General features: G+C 47.4%; 27 protein-coding genes. 11 read left to right on the top strand and 16 right to left on the bottom strand.

Annotation, left to right across the window (positions count from 1 at the left end):
• Positions 1-116: 116 nt before the first annotated feature.
• The 9 genes from AC1DXC_RS00900 (at position 117) to AC1DXC_RS00860 (ending at position 6233) form a co-directional block, all read left to right on the top strand.
• Entirely contained in the window at positions 117-335 is a 219-nt protein-coding gene (locus AC1DXC_RS00900) for a hypothetical protein (protein WP_477457237.1), read from the top strand.
• Positions 326-583 carry a Txe/YoeB family addiction module toxin gene (locus tag AC1DXC_RS00895; RefSeq protein ID WP_477457236.1) on the top strand — a complete coding sequence of 86 codons (258 nt, stop codon included), beginning with the start codon at positions 326-328 and terminating at the stop codon, positions 581-583. The genes AC1DXC_RS00900 and AC1DXC_RS00895 overlap by 10 nt, the downstream gene beginning before the upstream one ends.
• A gap of 9 nt (positions 584-592) precedes the next feature.
• Complete coding sequence (locus AC1DXC_RS00890; RefSeq protein ID WP_477457235.1) at positions 593-1423, top strand: alpha/beta hydrolase family protein; 831 nt, start codon at positions 593-595, stop codon at positions 1421-1423.
• A gap of 60 nt (positions 1424-1483) precedes the next feature.
• The gene (locus AC1DXC_RS00885) at positions 1484-2479 is read left to right on the top strand and encodes an MBL fold metallo-hydrolase (RefSeq protein ID WP_477457234.1); all 996 of its coding nucleotides are present in this window, start codon (positions 1484-1486) and stop codon (positions 2477-2479) included.
• A gap of 222 nt (positions 2480-2701) precedes the next feature.
• The gene (locus AC1DXC_RS00880) at positions 2702-3580 is read left to right on the top strand and encodes an alpha/beta hydrolase (RefSeq protein WP_477457233.1); all 879 of its coding nucleotides are present in this window, start codon (positions 2702-2704) and stop codon (positions 3578-3580) included.
• Between the two features lie 150 nt (positions 3581-3730).
• Entirely contained in the window at positions 3731-4054 is a 324-nt protein-coding gene (locus tag AC1DXC_RS00875) for a hypothetical protein (RefSeq protein WP_477457232.1), read from the top strand.
• Between the two features lies 1 nt (position 4055).
• Positions 4056-4376 carry a hypothetical protein gene (locus AC1DXC_RS00870; protein ID WP_477457231.1) on the top strand — a complete coding sequence of 107 codons (321 nt, stop codon included), beginning with the start codon at positions 4056-4058 and terminating at the stop codon, positions 4374-4376.
• Between the two features lie 66 nt (positions 4377-4442).
• Positions 4443-5258, top strand: a complete 816-nt coding sequence (locus AC1DXC_RS00865; RefSeq protein WP_477457230.1) for an SMP-30/gluconolactonase/LRE family protein — start codon at positions 4443-4445, stop codon at positions 5256-5258.
• 114 nt (positions 5259-5372) lie between these two features.
• Positions 5373-6233: a hypothetical protein gene (locus tag AC1DXC_RS00860; protein ID WP_477457229.1), complete on the top strand. Its 861-nt coding sequence runs from the start codon at positions 5373-5375 to the stop codon at positions 6231-6233.
• A gap of 120 nt (positions 6234-6353) precedes the next feature.
• Here the strand turns inward: AC1DXC_RS00860 and AC1DXC_RS00855 are convergent, their stop codons facing one another.
• The 6 genes from AC1DXC_RS00855 to AC1DXC_RS00830 form a co-directional block, all read right to left on the bottom strand.
• The gene (locus tag AC1DXC_RS00855; protein WP_477457627.1) at positions 6354-7568 is read right to left on the bottom strand and encodes a sensor histidine kinase; all 1215 of its coding nucleotides are present in this window, start codon (positions 7566-7568) and stop codon (positions 6354-6356) included.
• A 429-nt stretch (positions 7569-7997) separates the two neighbouring features.
• On the bottom strand, positions 7998-8480 hold the full coding sequence (locus AC1DXC_RS00850; RefSeq protein WP_477457228.1) for a hypothetical protein: 483 nt from the start codon (positions 8478-8480) through the stop codon (positions 7998-8000).
• A gap of 222 nt (positions 8481-8702) precedes the next feature.
• The gene (locus AC1DXC_RS00845; protein ID WP_477457227.1) at positions 8703-9185 is read right to left on the bottom strand and encodes a hypothetical protein; all 483 of its coding nucleotides are present in this window, start codon (positions 9183-9185) and stop codon (positions 8703-8705) included.
• Between the two features lie 244 nt (positions 9186-9429).
• Positions 9430-9990, bottom strand: a complete 561-nt coding sequence (efp, locus tag AC1DXC_RS00840; protein WP_133229083.1) for an elongation factor P — start codon at positions 9988-9990, stop codon at positions 9430-9432.
• Positions 9991-10138: 148 nt separating this feature from the next.
• A complete protein-coding gene (locus AC1DXC_RS00835) occupies positions 10139-10516 on the bottom strand; it encodes a hypothetical protein (RefSeq protein ID WP_477457226.1) in 378 nt (125 codons plus the stop codon).
• Positions 10517-10556: 40 nt separating this feature from the next.
• Entirely contained in the window at positions 10557-11414 is an 858-nt protein-coding gene (locus AC1DXC_RS00830; protein WP_477457225.1) for a ThuA domain-containing protein, read from the bottom strand.
• A gap of 195 nt (positions 11415-11609) precedes the next feature.
• Here AC1DXC_RS00830 and AC1DXC_RS00825 point away from each other — a divergent pair, with 195 nt between their 5' ends.
• Positions 11610-12389, top strand: coding sequence for an NUDIX hydrolase (locus AC1DXC_RS00825; RefSeq protein ID WP_477457224.1), 780 nt, complete (start codon positions 11610-11612; stop codon positions 12387-12389).
• Between the two features lie 20 nt (positions 12390-12409).
• Here AC1DXC_RS00825 and AC1DXC_RS00820 read toward each other — a convergent pair whose 3' ends face one another.
• From AC1DXC_RS00820 to AC1DXC_RS00810, 3 genes are all read right to left on the bottom strand, one after another.
• Positions 12410-13144: an SDR family oxidoreductase gene (locus AC1DXC_RS00820; RefSeq protein ID WP_477457223.1), complete on the bottom strand. Its 735-nt coding sequence runs from the start codon at positions 13142-13144 to the stop codon at positions 12410-12412.
• Positions 13145-13224: 80 nt separating this feature from the next.
• On the bottom strand, positions 13225-14085 hold the full coding sequence (locus AC1DXC_RS00815; RefSeq protein ID WP_477457222.1) for an NAD(P)-dependent oxidoreductase: 861 nt from the start codon (positions 14083-14085) through the stop codon (positions 13225-13227).
• Between the two features lie 76 nt (positions 14086-14161).
• Entirely contained in the window at positions 14162-14734 is a 573-nt protein-coding gene (locus AC1DXC_RS00810) for a Crp/Fnr family transcriptional regulator (RefSeq protein WP_477457221.1), read from the bottom strand.
• 63 nt (positions 14735-14797) lie between these two features.
• Here AC1DXC_RS00810 and AC1DXC_RS00805 point away from each other — a divergent pair, with 63 nt between their 5' ends.
• Complete coding sequence (locus tag AC1DXC_RS00805; protein WP_477457220.1) at positions 14798-15619, top strand: hypothetical protein; 822 nt, start codon at positions 14798-14800, stop codon at positions 15617-15619.
• On the opposite strand, the gene AC1DXC_RS00800 is transcribed toward AC1DXC_RS00805, so the two are convergent.
• From AC1DXC_RS00800 to AC1DXC_RS00770, 7 genes are all read right to left on the bottom strand, one after another.
• A complete protein-coding gene (locus AC1DXC_RS00800) occupies positions 15605-16606 on the bottom strand; it encodes a phosphotransferase (protein ID WP_477457219.1) in 1002 nt (333 codons plus the stop codon). The genes AC1DXC_RS00805 and AC1DXC_RS00800 overlap by 15 nt on opposite strands.
• Positions 16607-16708: 102 nt before the next feature.
• Positions 16709-16879, bottom strand: a complete 171-nt coding sequence (locus tag AC1DXC_RS00795) for a DUF2683 family protein (protein ID WP_477457218.1) — start codon at positions 16877-16879, stop codon at positions 16709-16711.
• A gap of 57 nt (positions 16880-16936) precedes the next feature.
• Positions 16937-18268 (bottom strand): TldD/PmbA family protein, encoded by a 1332-nt coding sequence (locus AC1DXC_RS00790; RefSeq protein WP_477457217.1) that lies wholly within the window; start codon positions 18266-18268, stop codon positions 16937-16939.
• Between the two features lie 3 nt (positions 18269-18271).
• Complete coding sequence (locus AC1DXC_RS00785) at positions 18272-19909, bottom strand: TldD/PmbA family protein (protein WP_477457216.1); 1638 nt, start codon at positions 19907-19909, stop codon at positions 18272-18274.
• A 176-nt stretch (positions 19910-20085) separates the two neighbouring features.
• Positions 20086-21861, bottom strand: a complete 1776-nt coding sequence (locus AC1DXC_RS00780; RefSeq protein ID WP_477457215.1) for a hypothetical protein — start codon at positions 21859-21861, stop codon at positions 20086-20088.
• Positions 21858-23972 carry a hypothetical protein gene (locus AC1DXC_RS00775; protein ID WP_477457214.1) on the bottom strand — a complete coding sequence of 705 codons (2115 nt, stop codon included), beginning with the start codon at positions 23970-23972 and terminating at the stop codon, positions 21858-21860. Before AC1DXC_RS00775 ends, AC1DXC_RS00780 begins: the two co-directional genes overlap by 4 nt.
• On the bottom strand, positions 23965-25440 hold the full coding sequence (locus tag AC1DXC_RS00770) for a BatA domain-containing protein (protein WP_477457213.1): 1476 nt from the start codon (positions 25438-25440) through the stop codon (positions 23965-23967). The genes AC1DXC_RS00775 and AC1DXC_RS00770 overlap by 8 nt, the downstream gene beginning before the upstream one ends.
• Positions 25441-25488 lie beyond the last annotated feature (48 nt).

Below are 25488 nucleotides of genomic sequence, written 5' to 3'. Positions count from 1 at the left end.
AACATATGGCACCAATCCACCTTCATTGCCGTTCCATTCATGGAACGGATGATCAAGCACCCCTAAACAACCGCAAGCTATTTTTATATTGACCATAAATTATTTAAATTTGTTATATGACAAGTTTAACGGTAAAAATCCATAACGAACAGGAAGAGAAGGCGCTGATTGCTTTTTTGGATAGCCTTCATTACGAATATGAGGAAACCGACGACATGGATACAACGGAATACCTCCTATCCTCCGTTGCTATGAAAAACCACCTCGACGAAAGCATACAGCAAGCAAAAGAGGGCAAGGTATCTGCAATTCCACTGGATGACTTGTGGAAATAGTTTACACCGATAAAGCAAAAGCCGATTTAAAATACTGGAAAGAATCAAATAACTTATCCATCCAATCCCGCATTTCCCAACTGATACAATCCATCGGCGAAAATCCTTTTAAAGGGATAGGAAAACCCGAACCGCTAAAGCACCATTTATCCGGTACGTGGTCGCGCCGGATAACCCGCGAACACCGCATGGTTTATATTATTACAAATAATACGGCAACCATCATTTCATTGCGGCATCATTACTAAATTGCGCTCATGATCCGCAAAAACTATTACACCATCCCCGGCGCCAAAGGCAGGGGCATGCTGGCCGATATTACTTTTGATGATGCCAACCCCAAAGCGCCGCTGGTGATATTTGCCCACGGCATACGCGGATTTAAAGATTGGGGCGCGCACAACCTGGTTGCGCAGCATTTTGCCCAAAACGGCTTCCGCTACCTCAAGTTCAACTTCTCGCATAACGGCACCACACTGGATAGGCCTACCGATTTTGCCGACCTTATTGCCTTTAGCGATAACACCTTCAGCATAGAATTGGACGACCTTAAAGCTGTCATCGATTTTGCCTGCGGCGGCTCCTACGTGCCCGCCGTGCGCGAGGTTTACCTCATTGGCCACAGTTTGGGCGGCGGCATCAGCATCGTAAAAACTGCCGAAGATAAACGCATCACCAAACTGGTTACCATGGCGGCAATTTCCAGCTTTTACAACCTTTGGCCCAAACAGGCCGAGGCGCAATGGAAGCTGCAGGGCGTAATGTATATCGTCAATTCGCGCACCAAGCAAAACATGCCTTATAAGGTAAGCCTGCTGAACGATCTGGAGAAGAACCCCGAAAGGCTCGATGTACAGCTAAAGGCAGCCGAAATAAAACAGCCCTGGCTCATCGTTCATGGCGATGAAGACACCAGCGTACCCCTCAGCCATGCCGAAGAACTGCATGCGGCCCAGCCGGCAGCGCAACTGGCGGTTATAAAAGGCGCCGACCATGTGTTCAACGCCAGCCATCCTTACCTGCAACCGGAACTGCCTGCCATGCTATTGCAATTTTGTAACGTTTGTATTGAATTTTTGAAACAATAGGTCAGTTGTTACAATCAATAAGGTAGTTTTTTGCGTTATTGCATTTAAATACCTGTACCTATGAGTATATCCGGATCCCGAAAAAAAGGAAGCAAGTTCATCAACACCATCCCTACCGATTCGGCCGGGTTTGGCAAAATGATCCCCATCCTGCGGGAGTATATGAACAACACGGCGGAGAACACGCCGAAGAAGACCTTAGGCCCATTCAGCACCGATGTATCGGTGTATGATACCCCGCCCAAAAGCGGCCTGCGTATAACCTGGGTGGGGCACTCCAGCCTCATCATCGAAATCGACGGTATCCGCATCCTTACCGACCCGGTTTGGAGCCAGCGCGTATCGTTCTCGCAATCCTTCGGGCCAAAAAGGTTTTACCAGCCACCCATAGCCCTGGCCGATTTGCCTAAGATAGATGTCATCATCTCTTCGCACGACCATTACGACCACTTGGATAAAGCCACCATCAAGTTTTTTGCAGACAAAAGCGTACCGTTCATATGCTCGCTCGGCGTATGCGATTACCTCGAAAGTTGGGGTATAGATAAGGGACTCATCCACGAAGTGGATTGGGGCGATAGCGTAATGATAGGCGACTGCAGCATAACCGCTGCGCCTGCCAGGCATTTCTCGGGCAGGGGTATTACCCACCGCGACGAAACACTGTGGTCGTCATTCGTCATCAAGGGTCCTGTGCATAATATCTATTTCGGGGCCGATTCGGGCTACTCGCCCGATTTCAAGGCCATCGGCGAAACTTTCGGCCCCTTCGACCTGACCATGCTGGAGATTGGCGCCTACGGGCAACACTGGGCCGATATACACATGGGGCCGGATAACGCCTCCAACGCCCATCTCGATTTGAAGGGCGATATCATGATGGGCATCCACTGGGGCACCTTCAACCTGGCGCCACACGCCTGGTACGAACCCGCCGAACGGCTGGTGCAATTAGCGAAGGAAAAGAACATCAAGCTACTCCTCCCCGAACCGGGAAAACCTACGGAGGCTGACGCACCGCTGGTAAGTAACTGGTGGAAAAAGTTCATGAGTTAAGGCCGCAGATGCGGGGAGTTCCGTTAGAAAAACCTGGAAATGCCCTGTATAAACATGTGCAAAAACCTGGAAAAAACTGGACAAAACTGAATTATCGGTTTTGTATTATCATATTATAATACAGATATTTACGCAAAACCAATAACCAAGAGGCATGCGTAATTCTTACCATAAAACCTGGAAGAAAAACCCGCATTTTTTGAAGAAAAACGCCTAATTTATATGAGAAAAATGATGTACGCTGCGCTCATCATCGCGCTGCAATTTGCCTGTATAGTAGTATCTGCACAAACCGTTATCCCCCTTTGGGAAAAAGGCGCACCTGGTTTCGAAAGCCGCCGCAACGAGCCAGAGCAAGCTAAGGATTATTGGGTAAAGAACATCCATAACCCCTCGCTCACGGTTTACGCCCCGCCCGCCGGCACAGCCAACGGTGCCGCTGTAGTGATATGCCCCGGCGGCGGCCATCGCCTGCTGGTTTACAACTCCGAAGGCGTGGCACCGGCCAAATTCTACAACAGCCTGGGCATCACTGTTTTTATATTGAAATACCGCCTGGGCCGCGATACGCTATCGCCCTATAAAATAGAGGTGCACGCCAAGCAGGATGGCTACCGCGCCATGCGCCTGGTACGCAGCCGAGCCGCAGAGTTCGGCATCGACCCTAATCGCATCGGCCTGATGGGTTTCTCGGCCGGCGGCGAAGTGGTGGATATGATAGCCTTCGGCGGATACGACGGTGACCCCAACGCCCCCGACCCGATAGACCGTGCAAATGCCAAACCCAACTTCATCGTTCAGGTGTACCCGGGCCCATCATATGTGCCGGCAACCATCGCCCCTAATGCCCCACCTGCCTTCCTGGTGGCCGCTAATGACGATGCTTGCTGCTCGCTGCCGCTTATCCAGTTGCTGCAACGCTACCGCGAGGCGAAAGTACCTGTAGAACTGCATATGTACGCCCAGGGCGACCACGCCTTTAACATGGGTACCAACCGCAAACTCAAATCCATCAACCATTGGCCCGATAGGTTAGCCGACTGGCTGGAAGACAGCCACATATTGCAACCCGTAAAGGATTTGAAGAAGGTGGTGCATTAGGGAGTTGGAGAAAGTTAGAACAGTTAAGAGGTTAGAACAGTTAAATATTCCGCATCGTTTGTATGTAGACATGTAACGCTTGAACGGGTGGGTTACAACACAAACAGGCGCTGAACACGTAAATGTTAAATTAAAACAACAAATTTTTAAATGTTAAGCTTGATTGACGCTTATACGCTAGAATGGAACCCAATGACGGCAGAAGGGTACAATGAAAGCAAGAATGAAGTTACACTAGTTTTTAATTGTGATATTACGACTGAAAGTAAGGTTAACGAAGTAGTTAAGTACGTTGTGGGGCGTACTTTTTGGTGTTGTCAGAACTTCCCCTCCAAAGCTAAAATTACATTATCTTTTGACATCAGAGGACAAGGTATAATTATAACTAAATCGACTAGATTCAAAGAAAAATTGTTTGAAATATTTGAACCTTTAAATATTGACAACCGAATTTTGATTGATTTTCTTAGATAATATGGCATTGATTAACATACTTGCTAAAAGTGGAAAAACTATTAACTGGAATGTCTTTCTTAAAGATTATTCTACCTTAAATATCTTTGATATTGAAGTTTTTCCTATTCCAAAAGAATTAGGTTTTGATTGTGATAGTGTTGGTTTTAGTATTCATAAGGGGTATTTGGAAAAGGAGGCTGTTATATTGGAAGTAAAACGCTTAATAACATTCTTTCAATTAAGTCCATACAATTTTAAATTTATAGAATTATATGATGGAGTAGAAGTTCACCTTGAGAATGTTATGGTTTTGATTAGTGGCTTGTTACCTGTATCTTAATTTTTAACTTATAACACCACACTAAATTTTAAATACCCTGAATTATTAACAAAAAAATATTAAAACATGAAAAGTTTATTAACCGCCTTACTTGTTTTGTTAACAGGTACTATTTATGCCCAGCATTCACTAGAAAAAATCTGGCAAAGCGACTCTACGCTTAATACGCCCGAATCGGTGTTGTATGACGCAAAGGGTAAAACCCTTTATGTAGCCAATATGGGCGATTCTAAAAAGCAAGGGTCGGGCGGCATCAGTAAAGTGGGGTTAGATGGCAAGATCATCAAAACAGACTGGGTTACCGGGCTTACCGCAGCAAAAGGTATGGGCCTGTATAAGAATTTGCTATACGCTGCCGAATTGACAACTGTAGCCGTAATAGACGTTAATACGGCAACAGTTATTAAACGTATAACGGTTGAAGGCGCTAAGTTTTTGAACGACATTACCATCGATGAAAAGGGCATAATTTACGTAAGCGATTCGCAAACCGGCAGCGTACACCAAATAATTGATGGGCAGGCCAGCGTTTATTTAGAGAACTTGAAAGGCATAAACGGCGTGTTATCTGTAGGCACCGACCTTTACGTACTTACCGACGGCGTTTTACAAAAAGTAGATACCAAAAAAAATGCCACAACACTTGCAAAAGGCATGGAAGGTGGTACCGACGGGATTGTTAAGGTAGGCCCGCAGGAATTTATTGTGACCGGATGGGCAGGCACCATTTATTACGTAAACGCCGACGGATCGACACAAGTGCTATCAGATACCCGCGACAAGAAAATGAGCACCGCAGACCTTGCTTATAACGCCGCAGAAAGGATCATCTACGTGCCTACGTTTGCAAAAAACTCGGTGATTGCGTTTAAGGTGAAATGATTGGAATTTAGCCTTCTTGCCGGATAGTTATGGGTGCCCGAGGGACGGGGGAGCAAACCTTGTCGCTTACGGGTCCGCGCGCCGTGCCGAATATTTTATATTAACCCTAAACCGATGAGCCGAACCGCCAAAATAATTTCAACCTTACTCAGATACCAGGTATTGGCATTTGTACTTGTTGCACTTCCTCATCTCGCCGAAGCGCAAGATGAGGATACTTTTCAGCCGGATAGTATTTATCAGGCCCGCAAAGTAAAAACAATTTATGTCTATGAAAATTCGACTAAGGATCTGGCTAAAGTAATAGAATTGGATACAAACGGGCATAAAGTTAAAATAGCAAATTATTCCGCTTCCTATGACAGGCTTTCCCGAATGCGAAAGAGGATAGATAGTTATGTTCGTTATATATACGATTCGGAAAAGAAACTGATTGAGGTAATTGATTCGAGCAATCGCTCCATGCCCGAAGATCAGACAGACCGTACTTATTTTTTCTACGATACAACCGGTGTTTTGAAGGTTTCAAAATACTATAAAAGAAAATACCTGTATAGCCAAACCGACTACAGTTTTAACCCGCTCAAAGCCATCGAAACCCGAAGGAACGATTCTTTGCTCATTGCTATACGAACAACCGAATACGATAAGGATTTTTATGATAAGCGCTGGTATGGATACGCCTGGGAGCCCACACTTAAACATGGATACACCTTTAAGGGTACCGATACCTTAAGATATGGCTACACCGACCAAAAAGACTTAAGAAAGTTGGAAAACTATACGGAGATCACAAATAGCTTCAATTCAAAAGGCCAATTGGTTTCTGCGTACACCAATCAACGTTTTATGACGGATACCGATGTATGGAGAACGTTTAAGTCGACAGTGATTTATAACTATTATCACAACGGGCTTTTAAAAAGTGTTCGGGGTTATATCCCCGAATATTTTAAATACGAATTCTATAAATGACGATTTCCCAGCATTGACCCGTGCGGCCGGAAGACAGCCATATTTTACAGTCCGAAAAAGGATTTAAAGCAGGTGACGCATTAGGGGGAGTATGTGGGCAAACCGTGAAACGAGGCAATATCAAATAGCAAACCAAAAAGTCACCCCTTTTGATGGGTTGTTTCGTACACCAATTTCACCATTATGTCCTTTTATTATCTGCGAAGATATATACAGGCCAAGCCCTATTCCGGAGTAATTATGTGAGGTGTTCTCTGCCCTAAAGAACCGGTCGAATACGTGATTTATGTTATCCTCAGGTATCCCTATCCCCTGGTCGGTAACACTCAAACTGATCCGGCCATCATCCAACCGCTCAAAATGAAGTTCAACCGGGCTGCCTGCCGGGGAGTATTTAAAAGCCTTCGTTAAAAAATTGCTTAAAACCTGTTCAATCCGGTCATGATCTGCAAGAAGCATCAGCGATTCATCTCCGCGGATGTCTACGCTGTGTTTCCCATCTGCCAATCTGCATTGGTCAACGCATTCAACCACCATTTCCATCAGGTTAAATTCGCTCCTTTTAAGTTCAAGCCTGCCGGCCTGTATCCTTGTCACATCTAATAATTCGTCTATCAGGCTTGTTAATTTATTTATCTGTTTGGATGAACGCTGTACAAAGGGTGCAATACCGTTTAAGTTATCGTTTTGGGAAACCATTCTTTCCAAAACCTGCAAAGATGCTTTAACGGTAGTTATGGGTGTCTTTAGCTCGTGGCTGGCTATACTCATAAATTCATCCTTTTTGGCCATCAATTCCTCGGTGACCCTTATCGATACTTGTTGAAGCCTTACCTCCTCCTCTGCTTTTTTTCGTTCAACTATCTCTGTTTCCAACTCGTCGAGCGTTCGCAAACGATAAATCATCGGCAAAAGTTTATAAAGCGCATATACGGTGAACAGCGAGACGATAGCGGTCAAAAATCTTATCAATGCACTTAGCCTGTAGGCCGGCCACCAAAAAATCAGGGCATCCAATAAATGTGTAGAACCGCACAGCAGTATAAAGGCGATAAAAAGCCAAAGGATTTTTGGAAAAGGAATATCCTTTCGTTTGCTGATAATGCGGAATAACAAAATAGGAATAGCGAAATAGGCAACCCAAATGGCCATATCAGAAATAATATATAACCAACCATGAAATTGTTCCCAATTTCCACAGTGCCACCGGGCAGGCCAATCGGCTGTATCGAACAGCTTTGAAAAAAAGTGCTTCACCTGGCTTAACAGGCTTTCGTTTATTTGGTGCGACGAAATGCTTTTTGGACCACATACTGTACCGCACTTTGCAGGCATATGCGTTAAATCCTTGCTACTTTCCATTACTTAAGCTTAAAAGTATCTTGTTGTATATATACTCCCCGAATGAATGTACAAGCTAACAGAACCGGATCCAGGTATCCGTTATAATGTGGCGAAAAAAATTTGCCGCAGATTGAATCTGATTGGAACCGACAAAATCAATCACTAAAGCTATAAAAAAGCGGATAAAACAATGTTTTTTGTTCAGACAAACTATAAAAAACAAATTGTGGATTAGGTTTTTACCGTGACTACAAAAATGTGCGTTAAGGCGGCCGCCCCCCCAAATACGCCGAAAGAAAGCATGAAAGCCGGCTAAAGGTGCTTACCTTAAAACCGGCTTTCCATTGCCAAAGCAAAGGGTATGCATCTGTACTAATACCCCGGGGCAAAGCAGCTGTGCCAGCCGCCTGCTAATTCTGGTTATTTAACCACAATGGCTTTATTTGCCGAGAACAGGAAAAAGTACATCTTCGCTTCTTTGTTGTCGGCCCAATCCTTTGGGTCATCGGATAGCGATTTTAAGGATACTTTTTGGGTGTACACATAATCGCCTACGCTATCTATGTAGCAATTTGCGTATTCGTCGCCCCAATCTTTGCGTACCTGTGTGGTTTTATCAGCATCATAAGTTACGTTAAAATCGGCCGATACATTACCATCTACCAGCAGCTCTACCCGGTAAGTGGTAACGCCATCGGTATTTTTGCCGTTGTTGGTGATACGTACCTTGGGGTTGCTGCGCCCTTCGTCTTTATAGCTTTTCCAGTCATCGGGCCACGTACCCCAGGTGCCGTTAGTCCTAACATTCTCTTTATAAGCAATACAGCTTATGGTACCTGTTTGCGAAAATGCGGAATATGAAAATGCCGCTACAAAAAACAATAACAAAAGTGCCTTTTTCATTGTGATAATAATTTTAGTTGTGTTAAAATATCAATTAATGGTTTATAAGTATATAGGCTGATTATCAAAGATGTCACTAATTATTTGAAATATATTTATAAAAAATTCGGTGCATAAAATGCATGCTAAAATAAAGTGCGCAATAGCCTGTATTTCCCGGCGAGATGCCCATCCCGGTACTTGCCGAAAGGGCGAAACCGATTTTTCACTGTAAAATGCAGGTTATTTCACTACAATCGCCTTATCGGCAGAGAACAGGAAAAAATACATCTGCGAGTCTTTATTGTCTTTCCAATCGTTAGGGTCGTCTGAGAGGGATTTTAATGATACCTTTTGGGTGTATATATAATCGCCTACCTTATCTACGTAGCAATTTGCATACTCGTCGTTCCAGTCTTTTCGTACCTGCGTGGTTTTATCAGCGTCGTAGGTCACTGAAAAGTCTGCGCTTACCGTCCCATCTACGATTATCTCAACGCGGTAGGTGGTAACGCCATCGTCGTTTTTACCATTATTGGTGATACGTATTTTGGGATTGCTGCGCCCCTCGTCTGAGTAGCTCTTCCATTTGTCGGGCCATGTGCCCCAGGTACCCGATGTCCTGAAGTTTTCCTTATAAGCAATACAGCTTATAGTGCCGGTTTGCGAAAAAGCGGAATACGAAAATGCCGCTACAAAAAATAGTAATAACAGGGCTTTTTTCATCGTCATAAAGTGTTAGCTATGTTAAATATCAGATTATATTTTTATAATACAATAGGCTGATTATCAAAAATGTCAGGATATTTATTGCAAAAAACTAATATTTAATTTGCAATACCGTGTTGTAGGTATTTTTTGGTACGCCTGACCAGCCCTGCACCCGTTTAGGTTGTGCAGAAGGCAAAAAAAAACGGGTAGCCTGGCGCAATGGCCGGGCTACCCGTTTTAAATGCTTTGCAACAGTTTGCTATTTTACGCGCTCAACGTATTCGCCGGTGCGGGTATCTACTTTTATTTTATCGCCCTGGTTTACAAACAGGGGCACTTTTATCTCCACGCCGTTTTCGGTGGTGGCATTTTTCATGGCACCAGATGAAGTATCGCCTTTAACAGCCGGCTCGGTGTACGTAATTTCCAGCTCAACGTGGTTAGGGGCGGTTGCCATAATGGGCTCCTCGCTCTCGAAGGACACGATAACGTTCATACCCTCTTTAAGGAATTTAACCGCCGGGCCGAACAGCGTTTTGGGGATGCTATGCTGATCGTAAGTGGTGTTATCCATTACTACCATATAGTCGCCTTCCTCATACAGGTATTGGAAATCGTTGGTTTCCACGCGGCATATCTCCACCTGCTCGTCGGTGCCCAGCCGTGCTTCAACCGCCCTGCCGGTTTTAATATTGCGGAACTTATCCAGATAAAACGCGCCCCCTTTACCGGGGGTGCGGTGTAAAACCTCGGTAACAATTACCAGTTCGCCGTTGTAGCGTAATATATTCCCTACTTTAACTTCAGATGCCTTTGCCATGTAAATACTATCGTAAATTTTGTGCGCGAAGATAAATTAATTATGTAAAACGCTATCATAAAAACTGTTGGCAGCGCATTAAAAAAAAACCGCACGCGGCAAATGCCGGGCACGGTTATCAGATCAGTTAAAGTAAAAAGCTTTTAGTTTATTGTTTCACACGCTCGCCGGTACACTCAAACATACCCAGCAGGCTGCCCGTAACGTGGTCGTCGTCTTTTTTCTCCATGGTGATGTTTACGTCGTACCCCTGTGTGGTAAAGAAGATGGCGATACCTTTCTCGTTCTTATCCACCTTGGTTACCGGTTCATCTTTCTTGGTTTCGGGGTTTTCCATCGTGCCGGTAAAGGCGCCATCTTTTTCTGTTATGGTGAAAAACATATGCACATCACCATTGGGCGTGCCTTTTATCAAAATATCCCATTTGCCTGCAAAATAAGCCGGTGGGGTAGTTTGCGCCTGCGCCTTTACCGAAATGAATAAGAAAGCCAGCAGCCCGGCCAGAAGTAGTTTAATTTTTTTCATGCTTGTTGTTTTTGAAATTTATGGGTTTTAAAATTGGTGCTTATTTGGTGCCGCTGCGCTTTACCTCATTTTCCAGCAGGTTTATGAATGCCGGCTGCGCCCAGGCACCTGCATCGTGCCCTATTGATGTATAATAGGCCCGGCCTTTGCCCACCTCGCGGTACCAGGCCACCGGATGGTCTTTACCCATACCGAAGTTTTTATCCTTTACGAATAGGATGTTACCGCTGGGATTGATCTTTTCGCCGTCGATCGCGTAAATAATATGCGCGCCATGGCTGCGGGGGTTATCAAAGAATACGTACCACTCGTCGGTATGCGCCCAGGGTTGCGGCAAACGCTTTACTACTAAACTATCGTTTACCGTGTTTAGCGAAACCGTTGCCTGCTGCAGGTGTTTTTCTATCGGATGGTGCGAGAAGCCAGCGCCCACCAGCTCCTTTTCGTACCAGGGCCATTGGTGCGAGTTATCGCCCGCGCCGTGTATGCCCAGCCAGCTGCCACCGCCGCTAACATAAGCTTGTAAGGTTTTTTGTTGCTCATCATTCAATAGCCGCCCGGTGCAGTTATTGAAGATTACGATATCGAATTTAGCCAGTTGCGCGGCGTTGAACACCCCGCCATCTTCGGTACTGTACAAAAACCAATCGTTCTTTTTGGCCAGATCGGCAAAGGCCTTTTTACCGGCCTCTATAGATTCGCCATGGCGGAAACCGGTTGATTTGGAAAACAGCAACACCGCCTTTTGGTTAGCCGGGAAAGTGATTGCCGGCACCTCCGTTTCGTACGACACCGGGAAACCATGGGTAACCTTGTAGGCAAACAGCATCATGGCGCCTACCGCCAATATCACGATGGCCAAAACCGACCAGAGGGTTATTTTTAAGGCTTTTTTCATGATATTGCTCATATTGGTTTAATAGCCGGGCGCGAGGTGCGACTATCGCCAAATTGGTTAATAATTTACTAAGTATAATCTATAAAATGGTTAGCAAGGGCCATTCATTTATTAAAAATGAATAAATGAAGGTATGGAAATTTTATTTACATTTATTAAAATTTAATAAATAATTTTTTCGCCATTTTTGTACAGATGGAAAACCTGCAGGAGGCACGCGATTTTTTTAAGATAGGATATTTGGAGTATCGACCTAATATCACCATCGACTGTGCCATCTTCGGCTACCGCGATGGCGACCTGAAAGTGTTACTGGTAAAAAACAAGCTGATACGCAAATGGTACCTGCCGGGTGGCTTCATCAAGAAAACCGAAAGCCTTGACGATGCCGCATCGCGCATAACAGCCGAACGCACCGGGCTGGAAAAATTGTTCCTGAAACAGGTAAAAGCCTTTGGCGATGTGGGTCGCAACTCTGCGCTGGACGTTTTTGATGAGGACGCCTTTGAGGAGATGATAGGCTTCAGGATAGACGATAGCAGCTGGCTTGCCGGCGAAACAGTTACTTTGGGTTTTTACGCTATTACCGATATTGTAAACGCCAGTCCAAAAGCCGACTTTTTTTCGGAGGCTTGCCGATGGTTCCCGATAGATGCCCTGCCGGAGCTGGGTTTCGACCACGCCGAAATCGTGGCTGAGGCCCTGGCGCGCATGCGGATAGACCTTTACCACTTCCCGATAGGGAAAAACCTGCTGCAGCCGAAATTCACCCTCAAAGAAATAAAAACGCTATACGAGGTACTCTCGGGCAAAACACTCAACCCAACCAATTTCCCCAACAAGCTGCTATCGCTTGGCCTGCTCACCAAGCTGGATGAAAAGCGCAGCATAGGCGGGCACCGCTCGCCAACCTATTATAAATTCAATGAGGATACGTACGAAAAGGCATTGGAAGAGGGGTTGGTGTTGGTGTAGAGGGGGTTACTACCGTCATCCTACACTAACACTGTCCCCCCATCCACTACAATATTTTGCCCGGTACCGAAGCGTTGCTTCATCAGGTAAACGAAAGCCTGCGCAACGTCTTCGGCTTCGCCGGCGCGCTTTAAAAGGAGGTTATCGGCCATGGCTTGATATAAGCCCTCGCGTTGTTCGGCAGGCATGCTATCCCACAAATTGGTCCTGATTACGCCCGGCACTACAGCATTAACACGGATGGGTGCCAATTCTACCGCCATGGCCCGCACGAAGCCCTCCATAGCCCCGCATATTGCCGAAGCAACCGACCAGCCCACGCCCGGCCTGGCGTTGGCCGTGCCGCTGATGAGGCAAATAGAACCACCGGCCTTGATGTTTGGCGCAGCGTATTTCACTGCTGCAAACGGCGACCAAAAACGCACATTGAAAAAAGAACGCGCATCTTCTATGTCGGTCTGGTCGATAGTTTTCAGGTTCAGATTCTCTCCTGCAGTATAAACCAAATGGTCGAACGCTCCTATGCCTGCGAAAAAGTCTTTAATGTTCTCTTCTTTGCTCAGATCTACGGCGTGGCCTTCGCTGCCATCCGGCAAGCCCGCCAAAGCCTTATCTATGCGCTGCTGATTGCTGGATACGATGACCACATTAGCGCCCTCTGTCGTAGCGGCTTTAGCTGTTGCCAATCCAAGCCCGCTGCTTGCGCCTAATAAAATGACCTTTTTGCCTTGCAGGCCTTTCAATTGATATTCCATTGTGTTATTATTTGTTGATGCAAATTTCGGCAGCGCGAAACCGCATCCACTTAACAAATGGTAAAATCGGATCCAGGCTTTTATTTATCCGTTTCGATGTGCTTTATTACTGCAATCAAATCCTCCCCGCCAAATTGCCGCTGCGCAGTTTCGTAGGTTTTTAGAGCGGCCTCGCCCAGCGGAGACGCTAAACCAATATCTTGCGCCAGCTTAAGATCTTTAACGATATTGTCGAGCGAGAATGCAGCCTTGTAGTTATCGTTCATGATAGCATCGCCCTTTATTTTCATGAAAGGGTTGGCCAGTGCGCCGCTGTTGAGCAGAGTCAACAAAGTTTCGGGGACTATGCCGTTTTGCCTGGCTAGTATTACGGCTTCAGTCAAACCCTGCGCATGTATGGCCAGCAGCGTGTTGATAGCCAATTTGGCCACATTGCCTGCGCCCACATCGCCAATAAGCGTAGCGCTTTTACCCATTGCCTCTAAAACGGGCTTTACACGCTCAAACGCTGCGGCATCGCCGCCGGCCATAATTACCAATTGCGCAGTCTCAGCTTGTTTTACGCTGCCCGATACCGGCGCATCTAAATAGGCATTACCCTGTGCAGCGCAAAGCCCTGCAATTTCCCTGCTGATGGCCGGCGATACGGTACTCATATTGATGATTACCTTCCCGCCGGCGCCAGCACTCAGCACACCCTCATCGCCGTGGAAAATATCGTTGATGGCCTTATCGTCCGTCACCATAATGATGATTACATCTGATTGCTTAATCAATTCGGCAGGCGTGGTCGCCGTGCCTGCACCCTGCTCTTTCAGGGCGGCTTCTTTATCTTTATTGCGGTTATAAACCGTTACGGGGTAGCCCGCCTTGATCAGTTGCTGCGCCATGGGCGTACCCATCAGTCCCAGGCCTATCCAGCCTATTTTCGTAGTTTCCATATATATAGATGTCGGTATTTTATTTTAACAAATATGCCCGGTAAATGCGGGCACACACTTATCAATTGGTAAAAAGCTATTTGATGTTCCTGCGAATGCGGCTAAGCGATTGCGGCGTAATGCCCAGGTACGAAGCAATATCTGTTAAGGATACGCGCTGCGCTATATACCCTTGCTGTTCCATGAATAATTTATACCGCTCAGCCGAATCGAGACCACGGTAGGCGTTTCTGGTGCTTATTTTAGCCAGTAGGGTGCTTTGCGTGGCCTGCGCGATCAGTTCGCGCAGGTAAGGTATCCTGGCATACAATTGCTCCAGCCTATTTTTGCTGATAACGGTTACCCGCGCATCGCAGGCTGCCTGTATGCTTTCATCGGCAATGATGCCATCGTTAAAGCTTTTCAGGATGGTACATAGCTGTCCTGCCTTTAAAAAGAAGTAAGTAATTTCGTTCCCCTTCTCGTTTTGTGCCATAATGCGCAGCACGCCATCCTCTATAAAAAACATCTGCCGGCACACCTGCCCTGATCGGAATAGGTACTCACCCTCTTTGAAATGCTTTAATTCAAAAGCATCCGTTATCTGTTGCTGATCGTCTAACGGTATCGGTTTCAGTTGCTGCAGCAAGCTTATCAGCGTATTTTCCATAAAGCAAATATCTGCCAATCAGCCCATATTATTATGTATTTTAGTGACGAGAAAAACCCCGAAATGAAGAAGCTAGTTTTTTTGTTTGCCCCCATCATTGTTCTCTTATCCTGTACAAGCAAGCCTGCAAAAAAAAACATCGATACCCTTACTACTGCAAAGCCCAAACCTGCTAAACCCCGAGCAAATCTTTTAGCTATTTACCAGGGCGTTTGGATAAAAAGCGATTATATAGAAAAAATACGGCAGACTCAATCGGTTTTGGCATCGGTAGATTTGGTAGTTGGCATAACCGGCATGCAGATAGATACTGCGGCAATGACTGGCGATAGCCTTTTGGTACCTGTTGGTTGGGATAACCAAAACCCCGGCAGCGTAGCCCTTAGGCTGAAGCCCGGCAAAAGGCCCGGCACTTTTCAATTCGGCGAGGATGAGCTGGGCTACTCGGTTTCTGGCGGCGATACGGCTTTAATTTGGTACCAGGTTTACAACAAGCAGCTATTTACCACCTCATACCGCAAAATCGCCAACGTGGACCCTAACAAAAATGTTAGCGATGGAATCAACTACGCCATCAACAAAGCCCTTTTAGCTGGCAGTTATACGCTTAAGGGCGCGACCGGGAAAACCAGCAAAGTTACCTTCACGCCCAACGGCGCGGTGACCGGCCTGGCGGGCTTCAGAAAATATTTCATCGAGAACGACCTTAAACCCGGTCCGCTCAATAACATGGACCTCATCACCTTCGATGAGTTCAGCAACAAAAGGGTTGTTTATCATTACGTATTTGAAGGTAATACGTTAAAGCTTTACGAAGCAAAACCTAACGCAAAAGCTACCCTGATGGTTTTAGGAAAACTTAAATATACGCTAAGCCGGCAATAGCCCGGCTGATACATTTTCCTCGAAGTATTTTTTTACCAGCAGACTGATAAAGCGCTTCAAGTAGGTTTCGTTGAGGAACACGTTGCTCCAGTTATCAAAACGCTGGCACTGTATGCCCAGATAAAAAAAGTAGAGGCTTACGCCCAAAGCGGGCAGCAATCGTTTTTCTTCGTCGCTTATTTTTACAACCGATTCGTAACCATCCAAAAAACTTTTCTTTTTCCGTTCGCGTTCGGCGGGGTCTTTTTCGGTGCTGTGTATCTGCAATATGTTATAGGCAATATCATAAGCCAGCCAGCCGTTGCCACAAAAATCAAAATCGAAGATGGTCACCACGCCACCCTTAGTGATATTCATATTATCGAACCATATATCCAGATGTATTACGCCTTGGCGCATCTGCGTATCATCGGCATTAGCTAGCTCGCGCAACAGGTATTTTTGTGCCGATAGCATCCAGGCCATTTCATCAGATTGGGCGGGGAGGAAATTATCGAGATATATGAACGAATCCTGAAGGATAGTTTGGGGCGTATAGTCAACCCTTTGCAGTTGCAAGCTCTCTGTTAAGCGGTGGATACGGGCCATGGTTTCCCCAATTTTGTAATGCTGCTCTTCGGATAAGTTCAGCAGCTTTTCGCCTTCGGCAAATGAAAACATCAACCCAAAACGCTTGCCCTCCGGCGCATCCAGCTGTTGCAGGTACTTGCCCGAGGCATCCGTTAAAGGGTAGGAAACCGAAACACCGCCATCGCGGAGTAAATTGAGCAAGCGAATCTCCTCGTTGATTTCTGTTTCGTTGCGCCAATTCAGGCTATAAACTCTAAAAACAAACCTATCGGCACCGTCAGTTATCAAATAGCTGTGATTGATTCCCGTTTTCAATAATTTACAGGTGGTGTTGGCGGAAAAACTATACTTGTCTTGCAGGAATTTTGCCAAATGGCTTGCCGAAAGTATAGAACTGATTGACGGGAATGTTTCCATGGGGATTTTATTGGGCTGCAAAGAAACAAAAACCGCCACTGCTTTTGGCAATGGCGGTTAATTTAATATTTTAAAACATCAACTATAAATCATCGATACTTATCACACGTGTTTCATCGTTTTGAACCTGTAACCTGCTATTCGTATTTTAGAAACAAATTCAGGCTTATACTCATCCTCTATCAATTCAAAACGAATTTTTAAAGCAGTCATAAAAGCTTTTAGAGCATCCAACTGGGCTTTAGTTTGAGGATATACGATAAGCGTTTTCATGAAAATGAATTTAAGCAAACGTTCCAACTTTACAACATTCAAACCTTACAACAAATCTTACACCGCGTCCGAAAGCGACGAGAACGTAAAGTCCCTAACCTTCAATGGCGGTATCAAGTAGCTGCGGTAGCTTTCCACGCTAATGCTGCGTTCCTGCCTGCCCAGGGCCTCCAGGTTGTTCAGCATAATTACGGGGCTCTCGTTAAAGCGGAAGTTCTTCACCGGGAATTTTATCTTGCCGTTCTCGATGTAGAACGTACCATCGCGGGTAAGCCCGGTTAACAGCAGCGATTGCGGATCTACCATGCGGATGTACCACAGCCGCGATACCAATATGCCTCGCTCGGTGCTTTTGATTAGTTCTTCGAGGGTGGCATCGCCGCCATCCATAATGATATTGCTTGGGCCGGGCACCGGGGCTACGCCCTTCTTCTGCGCCCAATAGCGCGAGTACGAAAGATTTTTCACAACGCCTTTATCTATCCACATCGTTTTCTCGCGTGGCAGGCCATCGCCGCCCCAGGTTGCGCCGGGCAGGTCGGGGTTAAAGGGGTCCGAATAGATATTTACCTTGGGGTCCATCAGTTGCTCTCCTAAGCGGGTGCCCCCGCCTTTTTTGCTCAAAAAGCTCCGGCCTTCTTCGGCGCTGCGGGCATCAAAGCGGAACATGTTCTCCAGCATATAAGTTGCGGCAACCGGCTCCAGTATCACCGTGTATTTACCAGGCTCCATGGCCCTTGCGCCTATCGAAGCGTTGGCTTTCATGGCAGCGACGCGCGTTGCAGAAGCGGTATCCAGTTTGCTTGCATCGGTAAAACCGCGGGCAGCATAGCCCGAAGCGGTACCTGCATCGTTGCGTAGGGTTATCGTGAAGTTTACATCCGTGCTTTTGTTATAGGCAAACAAACCCTTTGAGTTCATCACCGCGCTGAAGTTGGTAGAATTGTCTAAAAAGCCGGCGGCATTCAATTTCGCTTCTTTGGCAACAGCCAAACTTTTGCCCACCATCTCGGCCCGGCTATCGGGCGTCATATTGGCGGTATTGGCATTATAGGTTATCGCTTCCTTAAATTCCGATTGGCCCAGCATAGGCATATACTCGGGATTCTCGGGCGCCAGTTGCGCCAGTTCTTCTGAGCGGCGAACTACGCGCTCCAAGGCGGCATCGTCGAACTCGTTGATAGAGGCCGAGCCTGCCTTTTTGCCGTAAACCGATGTTACCGAGAGGCCGATGCTGCTTACATCGCCCGCGGTCGAAACCGCGTTCAGTGCATAGCGCACATTGCCTTCGTCGCCCCCGCCGAGGCTTGCTTCGCACTCATCGGCTTTGGAATAGCTTAGCACCTTTTTTAGTAAGGCCTGTGCCTGTTCTTTTGTATATATAGCCATCTTTTAACCGATTTTTCTTTTTGTGTTGATTACATTAACCCCATTGAACCTTGTTGTAGATGAGCCGTGTGATACCGCGCTGCTTTGGCCCGGCTGCCCTTTACCATCGTTAAACGCGCCCATAAAGCGGTAGTCGCTTTGGTCGCAAACCTGGGTGCAGCTGTTCCAGAATTCCTGCGTGTTGGCCTGGTAGGCTACATCGTTCAGCATACCGGCGATCTGGCCGTTCTTTATCTCGTAAAACAGTTGACCGCCAAACTGGAAGTTGTAGCGTTGCTGATCGATAGAGAAAGAGCCGTCGCCGATGATGTAAATACCTTTTTCTACGTTTTTGATCATATCGTCCACACTTAGCTTTTCTGCACCCGGTTGAAGGGAAATATTCGGCATACGCTGGAATTGTACGTCCTGCCAGCTTTGTGCGTAGCAGCATCCCTGCGATTCTTTCAGGCCGATGATGTGCGCCTGATCGCGGATGGCCTGATAGTTTACCAGCACGCCGTTTTTGATGATGTCCCACTTTTTGGTACCCACGCCTTCGTCATCATAACCAACGGCACCGAGGGAGCCCACCTGTGTTTTATCGGCAACAACATTCACCTTATCGCTACCGAACTTGAAGTTGCCCGATTTCCATTTATCTAAAGTTAGGAAACTGGTACCCGCGTAATTAGCTTCGTAGCCCAGCACGCGGTCGAGTTCTGTTGGATGCCCAACAGATTCGTGTATGGTTAGCCCAAGGTGGCTCGGATCGAGCACCAAATCGTACTTGCCCGGGTCAACCGATTTTGCATTGATTTTCTCGCCCGCCTGTTTGGTGGCAAACTTAATATCCTCCAGCATATCGTAACGCTTTTTGTAGCGCGGGGTGATGCCGGGGAGTGTTTCTGATGCCAATGGCGTTAGATATTCGTACCCCATACCCATTGGTGCGCTTAGCGAGCGGCGGGTTTCGAAGGAGTTTTTTGCAGGATCGATTTTGGTAACCGTGAAGCTGGGGTAAAAGCGGTGGATATCCTGGTCGATATACGAGCCATCGGTACTGGCAAAATACTTCTGCTCGTTAACCGCAAAGATGGTAGAGTTGACAAAGTTAGCACCTGCACCCATAGCAATGGCGTTGGTGTTAAGCAGTAAATCTACCTTTTCTTTGATAGGAACCTCGAAAGCGTTTTTCTCAATAGGCGTTTTCCAGCTCACCTCGCCGTAACCTTTTTGAGGAGCCAACTGTACCGGTGCGCTGCCTAGCTTGGCATTGGCTTTTGCAACGGCAACCGCGCGTTTTGCGGTTTTAGCAACGCCATCTTTGGTTACATCGTTAGTGGCGGCAAAGCCCCAGCAACCGTTCGCAATAACGCGGATACCCACGCCGTAGCTTTCGGTATTGGCTACATTAAGCACCCGGTTTTCGCGGGTGATGACGAACTGGTTAAGGTAGCGGCCTATGCGCACATCGGCGTAGCTTGCACCGGCTGCTTTAGCGGCGTTTAGCCCTGCGTCGGCCAGTTCCTTTTTAATTTTGGCATCCACCGGGTTCAGGGCATCCTGTACATCGATATTTTTACCGAATGCGCCGAGGTTTGGCAATGCTGTTGCCGCCGCGCCAAGCCCTGTTAAATAAATAAAATCTCTTCTTCTCATATTATGATACGTTTAATCATCGCAATACCGCCCGGTCAAGCGTCCCATCTTGACCGAAACACATTTTGGAGCGTCCTCGCTCCCGTCGCAGTTAAAAAGTAAGCGTGGACGCCTACAAAGATTATTATTCAAGCGTGGACGCTTGAACAGGCGCAGTTTTTATTGCGCCATATTTTTCACGACAACTTCCTCTCCACCCACAAAAAAACGAAAGCTGCCAGCAGCAGGATATAAAAGTAAATTTTCGGCACCTCAATCCGAAGTTTTTGATGTATCTGTTTCGTTACAATACTGCCCGATTGATGGCTTGCGGCATATTGCTGCGTGGCGGCGGTTTTCGCAGCGGCTTGTACGCCTTTCCATTCGGTTGGCGGCCAGGCGTAAAACCAATCGGTAGTATTATTTTGCCTTACGGATTGCCAACCTGCCTCCGTTGGCCAGTAAGGTGCCGACCACTCGAAGTGCATCGCGGGATTTTGCTCATGGGCCAGGGCCTCGCCGTTGATGCTGATTGCCGAACTTGTACTTTTCGCAATGCGTAGGTGCACCGGCTCGCCGACAAATGGCATGGCATCTGCCTCTATCGGCATGGCTGCGTTCGTATCTCTACGGGCGGCCTTACCAATCAGGGCACTCCATACCGCAGCATAATCATGCTGGTTGCCGCCCAATGCCCAACTATACGTGTTGCCCAAAGTACTGAAGACTAATTTTCCCTGCCCTGCAAGGCTGCTGCTTGCCAGCACCCGGTCATTCGCCCCGGTAATCAGCGGCTGCGTGCCTTCATGGTAGCGGATGCCTGTTGTGCCATTACCTATTTTATCTGATACGCTTTTTTTGCTGTTGATGGCAAGGGCAGATAAACTCTCTTTACCCGGAACATTATCCGTTGGGAATTCTTTTTGCAGCCAGGATGTTTTGCCGGTACTATCCGCCCGGATAATGATGCCCAAGCCATCATCTTCCACCTCATGCTTTAGTGATGCAGCGTCGGTGCCGCCCAGGGTATTGAGGGTGGATAGGTCGCCTATCACCACATCGAATTGCGCGAGGGTTGAGGCCGTGAGCCTATCCAACGGCAGCTGTTTAATATTGATGTATTCGCTGTTGAATTTTTCTTTGCTGATGGCCGAACGCGCGGCTACTGCATAACCCTGTGCACTGAGCCAGCTCTTTAAAAACTTTGTCTCAAAACCGGGCGAAGCGGAAAGTATCAGCACCTTCAGCGGCTTCACCGGCTCTACTATAAACGGCAAGCTGCCTTGCAAAACGGTATCGCCGCCGCTTACCGATAGCAGTTGATAAATTTGTTTGCCGTTTGATTTCGGCGTGGCATTCAACTCAAAGTTCCATTGCCCGTTTGGTTGGATGGTGGCTGTATCTAAAACCGTATTCAATCCTTTCAACAACAGCATTACCTTTTGTGCCGATGGGTTCTGGTAAGTCCCTTGTACCTGCAAGGCCTTGCCTGTCTTTAGCTTTTGGGGCCAACTGATATGGCTTATACCTTCGGGCGGCATTTGCGGGTGGAAAATCACGGGCAGGCTATCCAGTTCATCCAACTGGGTTTTATTCAGGCCATGGCCGTAAATATGCAGCGGATTGCCTTTTAGGGTATCGGCCAGCGCATCCAAACTATTCGTGAACATGGCGCGGGTATAGGCCTTTTTGATGGCCTCGTCGGCGGTAAATAGCCGCACTTTTGCAGGGATACTATCGATAGTAAATCCTTTTGTAAGGAGGGCAAACTCCTCACTGTCGTTTTGCTTTGCTTCTTTCTGATAGCTTACCAGCAATGCCATACAAGCCAAAGCGATTACAGCAAGCAGGACTGCCAATGCCCTCAACGCCAAACGCTTTTGATTAGGCCTTCGGATTTCCAGCCAAACTGCGAAGGCCGCCAGCAATATGCAAAGCCCGATTACGATGGTATTCCAGTTGGCGTGCATCATGGCCTGGCGTTTTTAAGGTTTTTATAATAGCTGCGCGATAGTCCCCCATCCGCCGGTTGGCCCTTTGCGAACGGTTGCACCTTAGGCACCGATATCGTTGTTTGGATTGCCCGTTGTACTATACCAATATCCACTACATTTATTTTTTGTGCCGATAATATCCTGCGCATGGCACCTAAAGCGGTGAGGTAGGTACCCGGCTGAGCAGATGCGCGTAGGCTCAATTGCTGGTTAGCCACCTGCAATACGCGGGCATCTGCAGTAGTTAATATGGGTTTGGCCTTCAGTTGTTCCAATATTTCTATAGCCTTGCGGAGTGCTCCGGACGGGTCAGCTGCAGGCTTTCCTTCTTGTTTGTTTATCGGCTGGATAATCTTATCCAGTTCGCCGGTAAGGCGTTTATCCAGTTTGATGGGCGTGGGGTTATAGGCCGTTTTCGCCACGAAGGAGCGTGATTTTTGCTGCAAGTCCTTCAGCAAACGCAAAGCCTTATAGGCAAAGGGCAATGCAGCTTGCGGTTTGTATAGTCGCAGTTGCAGCTCGGCCTTCCACATTTCGGTAAGGGTGGCCTTCAGTTGCGCTTTGATGGCCGGCTCGAAGAACTGCGCGTCCTCGGCTTTATCATGATCGTCGGTGTACTCTTTTAATATTTTGGCCGCGTTGCTGAAATCTGCCGGGTCGGCCACGCCATCGCTGGTTTTCGGGCCTTCCTGGGTTTCATCTTCTTCGCCTAAAAATTTGCCGTAGCGCAGGCGTAGCAGTTTCTGGTCGATCCCGAGCTCATTGCTACGGGCGTTGAATTTCTCCACCGAGATGCTATCCTTATCCTTCAATAATTGTTCTGCATCGATGATGATTTGCCTTTCGCTACGGAAGAATTCGGGTTTGAGGTTGGCGCCGCTCAGTACACCGTCCATACTGAGGAGTTCGGCGGTGTCCTGGATGGCCACAGTAAATACGTCGGTGCGGCTTTGTTGCTGATGGGTATCTTTTGCCTGAACATAAAAATACAGCTCGTCGCCGGGTTCCATGTTCAGGGCGGGCAGGTCTACCAGTTTCTGCGCATCGTATTGGGGGTTGCCCGCAAATGCGGTATTGAAATTCAGTTTATACTCCTTGAATTTTACGCCCTCGCCGCGTCCCTTGGCCACGGTGGCCATAATCTGCGCATTGGCAATGCCGTAATCATCCGTTAAGGCGGCATCTATATTGATGCGCTGGGCTTCGCCCGCATCGATATAAGTATAGGGTTTGGGCGTTTTGATTTGTATCACCGGCGGCGCATCTTTAATAACCTGCACCTGGTAAAGTTCAGACAGCTTGTCATCTATACTTACCTGGTAATATCCCGGTCCGCTGATGGTTTTCGCGGCCCGCCAGGCTTTGCCCTCGCCGGTATCATTCAGGCTGATACGCTCCATATCATTAAACAGCAAGTACGCAGTCTTTACCGCAATGTTGGTGCTGATATGCCAGTTTACGGTTGCGCCATCCTCTACGGAGAGATTGAACCTATCCTGGCTGCGTTGTGCCTTGTGGGTATAAGCGGGTGGGGCAATGATAATATCGATGCCCTCAATCTGCGGGAGGGGTTTTTCCATCGGGAACTTTTGCTCCGCAATGCCTATTCCTCTGGTCCGGCTCTTGCCGCCATTTGCGGGATGGTACAGCATTGCTATTGTCACAAAAAACAATGCCGATAAGCCCATCAGCAATAATGAGCGCAAAAACCGCTTGGCGAAAAGCTTATGGTTTACCTGTAAGTTGGTCAATGCTTCCGCAGCATTTGCCCGGGCCAGCGACTGCAACACATTCAATTCCTCCGCAGGCAGTAATAACAGCCCCGTACTCTCCTGTAGTTCCGGATATTCGCTATCGAGGAAGCTCACGATTTTTTGGCTGCCGATGCGCCATGGACGATGTAGGACGAGCATCAGAATAAACGTGCTCCAAAACACCGGGAAGGCCCACCAAACCAACCATCCCAGCAGCAAAAACACGCCCGCTGCTAACAACGCAACGGTGGCCGACAAAGCGGCATCGGCCAGCACCTGGTAAACTACCCAGCGGCGGCGCAGCGCATCAATTTTATGTATTGCGTGCTCAGCCATTAGTGGTAGATTTTGTTTTGTGGGATAGCCAGCGCTCCGCAAAGAATACTAATACGATCAACAGCCAAAAATACGGCGCAATAGGCTTTGGATTAGTGGCAGTTATGGACGATGGCTTATAACTATTAGCCATGTAATACGGCATTAACTGCTTATCGCTTAGCGCGCGCCTGTCATATTCAGCAGGCACGGTATAAGGTTTATCATTCAGCAATTGCAGTATCTGTTTGGGGAAGGCATCGTTCCAAACCATGTCGCACCAGGCTGGGTTGAGGCGCGTGTAGAAATGGTAGAGAGTTTTATCGCCCTTTTGTTCTTTGCCGAGTATCGCACCGCCGAAGCCATCGCTCCATAATATCTCCCGTATGGCAGTAGCAGAAATGCGTTTGGTCAGCGGGATATCACCGGGGTTAATTACTGTATGCACATCTAGCATTTTACCGCCTTCGTACTTAAAAACATTTGTATTACTGGCTGATAAACGATTATCCACCGACTTATCGCTCAGCCAAAAAAGCCAGGTTTGCCCTGCGGGAATCTGGTTTGGCGATGCGTATTGTTTCACGACGGCCTTGTGCCCCATGAAGCCTGTGGCGGCCTGCAGTGCAGCGTGCAGGTAATGCGCATCCAAAGCATATTTATCCGTGTAGATGGCGATGTTGATGGTGGCGGTATCTACAGCTACCAGCTGCTGCTTTGCCCCTTTCAGGCTGACTAAGGGCCGACCATTTTGTATAGTTAATTGTAAATCGCCCGCGCCCCCTGCCTTTACGGGCTTGGTATCGAACTGTGTACCCTGCGGGTTGCTGGTGCCCACCATTGCCCTTATCTCACCTGAATTATCGAGCCATGCCCCCGCAATCCAGAGGCTTGTGGAATCTGCCGGCGTATAAGTCGCCCACTGAATGGCTGATTTGATTATCGGTTTACTGCCTGCAAAATGGCTTAAGCCATTTGGTGTGTAGAGGTATGCCTGCGGTATGCTCGGCGCTTTTTCATCCAATTGCTTTATCAGGCTCCAGTAATTGGCCTGGGTGGCGGTATCTTTTATCGTGGTATCTGCCAATTCAAGTTTCAAGTCGGCGGCGGCAAAACCCTTGTTGAAATAATGGAACTCAAAGCCTGCTTTCAGCAAAGAATCTACCTGTGGTTTGAATTTTTGATTGCTTTCCTTTAAATTTTCTTTGGGGATAAGCACCCAGCCCTTCGCCTTTTTATCCGGCGCAAACCAGGTCCACAGCGGTCCTGCCAAAAAGAAGGCCAGCAAGGCCAGCAGCAGGCAACGCAGTATCAGCAGGATGATATCTAATAATTTTAAACTGCGGCTGGTAGTTTTAGAAGCTTCGGTAATGAGCGAGATACTGCCCACTTTCAGTGTTTTGCCCGGGCGGATATTCCATAGGTGTATCAGTACCGGGATGCCGAGGGCAGCCAGTGCGATAAACCATATGGGGGATAGGAAACTCATCTTTGGAGAGTGGTGAGTAGTGAATGGTGAGTGGTTTTGAAACCCTGG

It is taken from the genome of Mucilaginibacter sp. P2_D11, assembly GCF_056404435.1.
The sequence above is the reverse complement of the archived record's forward strand: the minus strand, read 5'-3'. Positions and strand labels throughout refer to the sequence as shown.

Bases quoted from the DNA above. Each gene is read 5' to 3' on its own strand.
- AC1DXC_RS00880 (WP_477457233.1), top strand. From the start codon at position 2,702: ATGAGAAAAATGATGTACGCTGCGCTCATCATCGCGCTGCAATTTGCC.
- AC1DXC_RS00825 (WP_477457224.1), top strand. From the start codon at position 11,610: ATGGAAAACCTGCAGGAGGCACGCGATTTTTTTAAGATAGGATATTTG.
- efp (WP_133229083.1), bottom strand. From the start codon at position 9,990: ATGGCAAAGGCATCTGAAGTTAAAGTAGGGAATATATTACGCTACAAC.
- AC1DXC_RS00860 (WP_477457229.1), top strand. From the start codon at position 5,373: ATGAGCCGAACCGCCAAAATAATTTCAACCTTACTCAGATACCAGGTA.
- AC1DXC_RS00835 (WP_477457226.1), bottom strand. From the start codon at position 10,516: ATGAAAAAAATTAAACTACTTCTGGCCGGGCTGCTGGCTTTCTTATTC.
- AC1DXC_RS00800 (WP_477457219.1), bottom strand. From the start codon at position 16,606: ATGGAAACATTCCCGTCAATCAGTTCTATACTTTCGGCAAGCCATTTG.
- AC1DXC_RS00900 (WP_477457237.1), top strand. From the start codon at position 117: ATGACAAGTTTAACGGTAAAAATCCATAACGAACAGGAAGAGAAGGCG.
- AC1DXC_RS00770 (WP_477457213.1), bottom strand. From the start codon at position 25,440: ATGAGTTTCCTATCCCCCATATGGTTTATCGCACTGGCTGCCCTCGGC.
- AC1DXC_RS00845 (WP_477457227.1), bottom strand. From the start codon at position 9,185: ATGAAAAAAGCCCTGTTATTACTATTTTTTGTAGCGGCATTTTCGTAT.
- AC1DXC_RS00820 (WP_477457223.1), bottom strand. From the start codon at position 13,144: ATGGAATATCAATTGAAAGGCCTGCAAGGCAAAAAGGTCATTTTATTA.
- AC1DXC_RS00890 (WP_477457235.1), top strand. From the start codon at position 593: ATGATCCGCAAAAACTATTACACCATCCCCGGCGCCAAAGGCAGGGGC.
- AC1DXC_RS00780 (WP_477457215.1), bottom strand. From the start codon at position 21,861: ATGATGCACGCCAACTGGAATACCATCGTAATCGGGCTTTGCATATTG.
- AC1DXC_RS00850 (WP_477457228.1), bottom strand. From the start codon at position 8,480: ATGAAAAAGGCACTTTTGTTATTGTTTTTTGTAGCGGCATTTTCATAT.
- AC1DXC_RS00810 (WP_477457221.1), bottom strand. From the start codon at position 14,734: ATGGAAAATACGCTGATAAGCTTGCTGCAGCAACTGAAACCGATACCG.
- AC1DXC_RS00865 (WP_477457230.1), top strand. From the start codon at position 4,443: ATGAAAAGTTTATTAACCGCCTTACTTGTTTTGTTAACAGGTACTATT.
- AC1DXC_RS00805 (WP_477457220.1), top strand. From the start codon at position 14,798: ATGAAGAAGCTAGTTTTTTTGTTTGCCCCCATCATTGTTCTCTTATCC.
- AC1DXC_RS00785 (WP_477457216.1), bottom strand. From the start codon at position 19,909: ATGAGAAGAAGAGATTTTATTTATTTAACAGGGCTTGGCGCGGCGGCA.
- AC1DXC_RS00795 (WP_477457218.1), bottom strand. From the start codon at position 16,879: ATGAAAACGCTTATCGTATATCCTCAAACTAAAGCCCAGTTGGATGCT.
- AC1DXC_RS00775 (WP_477457214.1), bottom strand. From the start codon at position 23,972: ATGGCTGAGCACGCAATACATAAAATTGATGCGCTGCGCCGCCGCTGG.
- AC1DXC_RS00830 (WP_477457225.1), bottom strand. From the start codon at position 11,414: ATGAAAAAAGCCTTAAAAATAACCCTCTGGTCGGTTTTGGCCATCGTG.
- AC1DXC_RS00870 (WP_477457231.1), top strand. From the start codon at position 4,056: ATGGCATTGATTAACATACTTGCTAAAAGTGGAAAAACTATTAACTGG.
- AC1DXC_RS00855 (WP_477457627.1), bottom strand. From the start codon at position 7,568: ATGCCTGCAAAGTGCGGTACAGTATGTGGTCCAAAAAGCATTTCGTCG.
- AC1DXC_RS00885 (WP_477457234.1), top strand. From the start codon at position 1,484: ATGAGTATATCCGGATCCCGAAAAAAAGGAAGCAAGTTCATCAACACC.
- AC1DXC_RS00875 (WP_477457232.1), top strand. From the start codon at position 3,731: ATGTTAAGCTTGATTGACGCTTATACGCTAGAATGGAACCCAATGACG.
- AC1DXC_RS00790 (WP_477457217.1), bottom strand. From the start codon at position 18,268: ATGGCTATATATACAAAAGAACAGGCACAGGCCTTACTAAAAAAGGTG.
- AC1DXC_RS00815 (WP_477457222.1), bottom strand. From the start codon at position 14,085: ATGGAAACTACGAAAATAGGCTGGATAGGCCTGGGACTGATGGGTACG.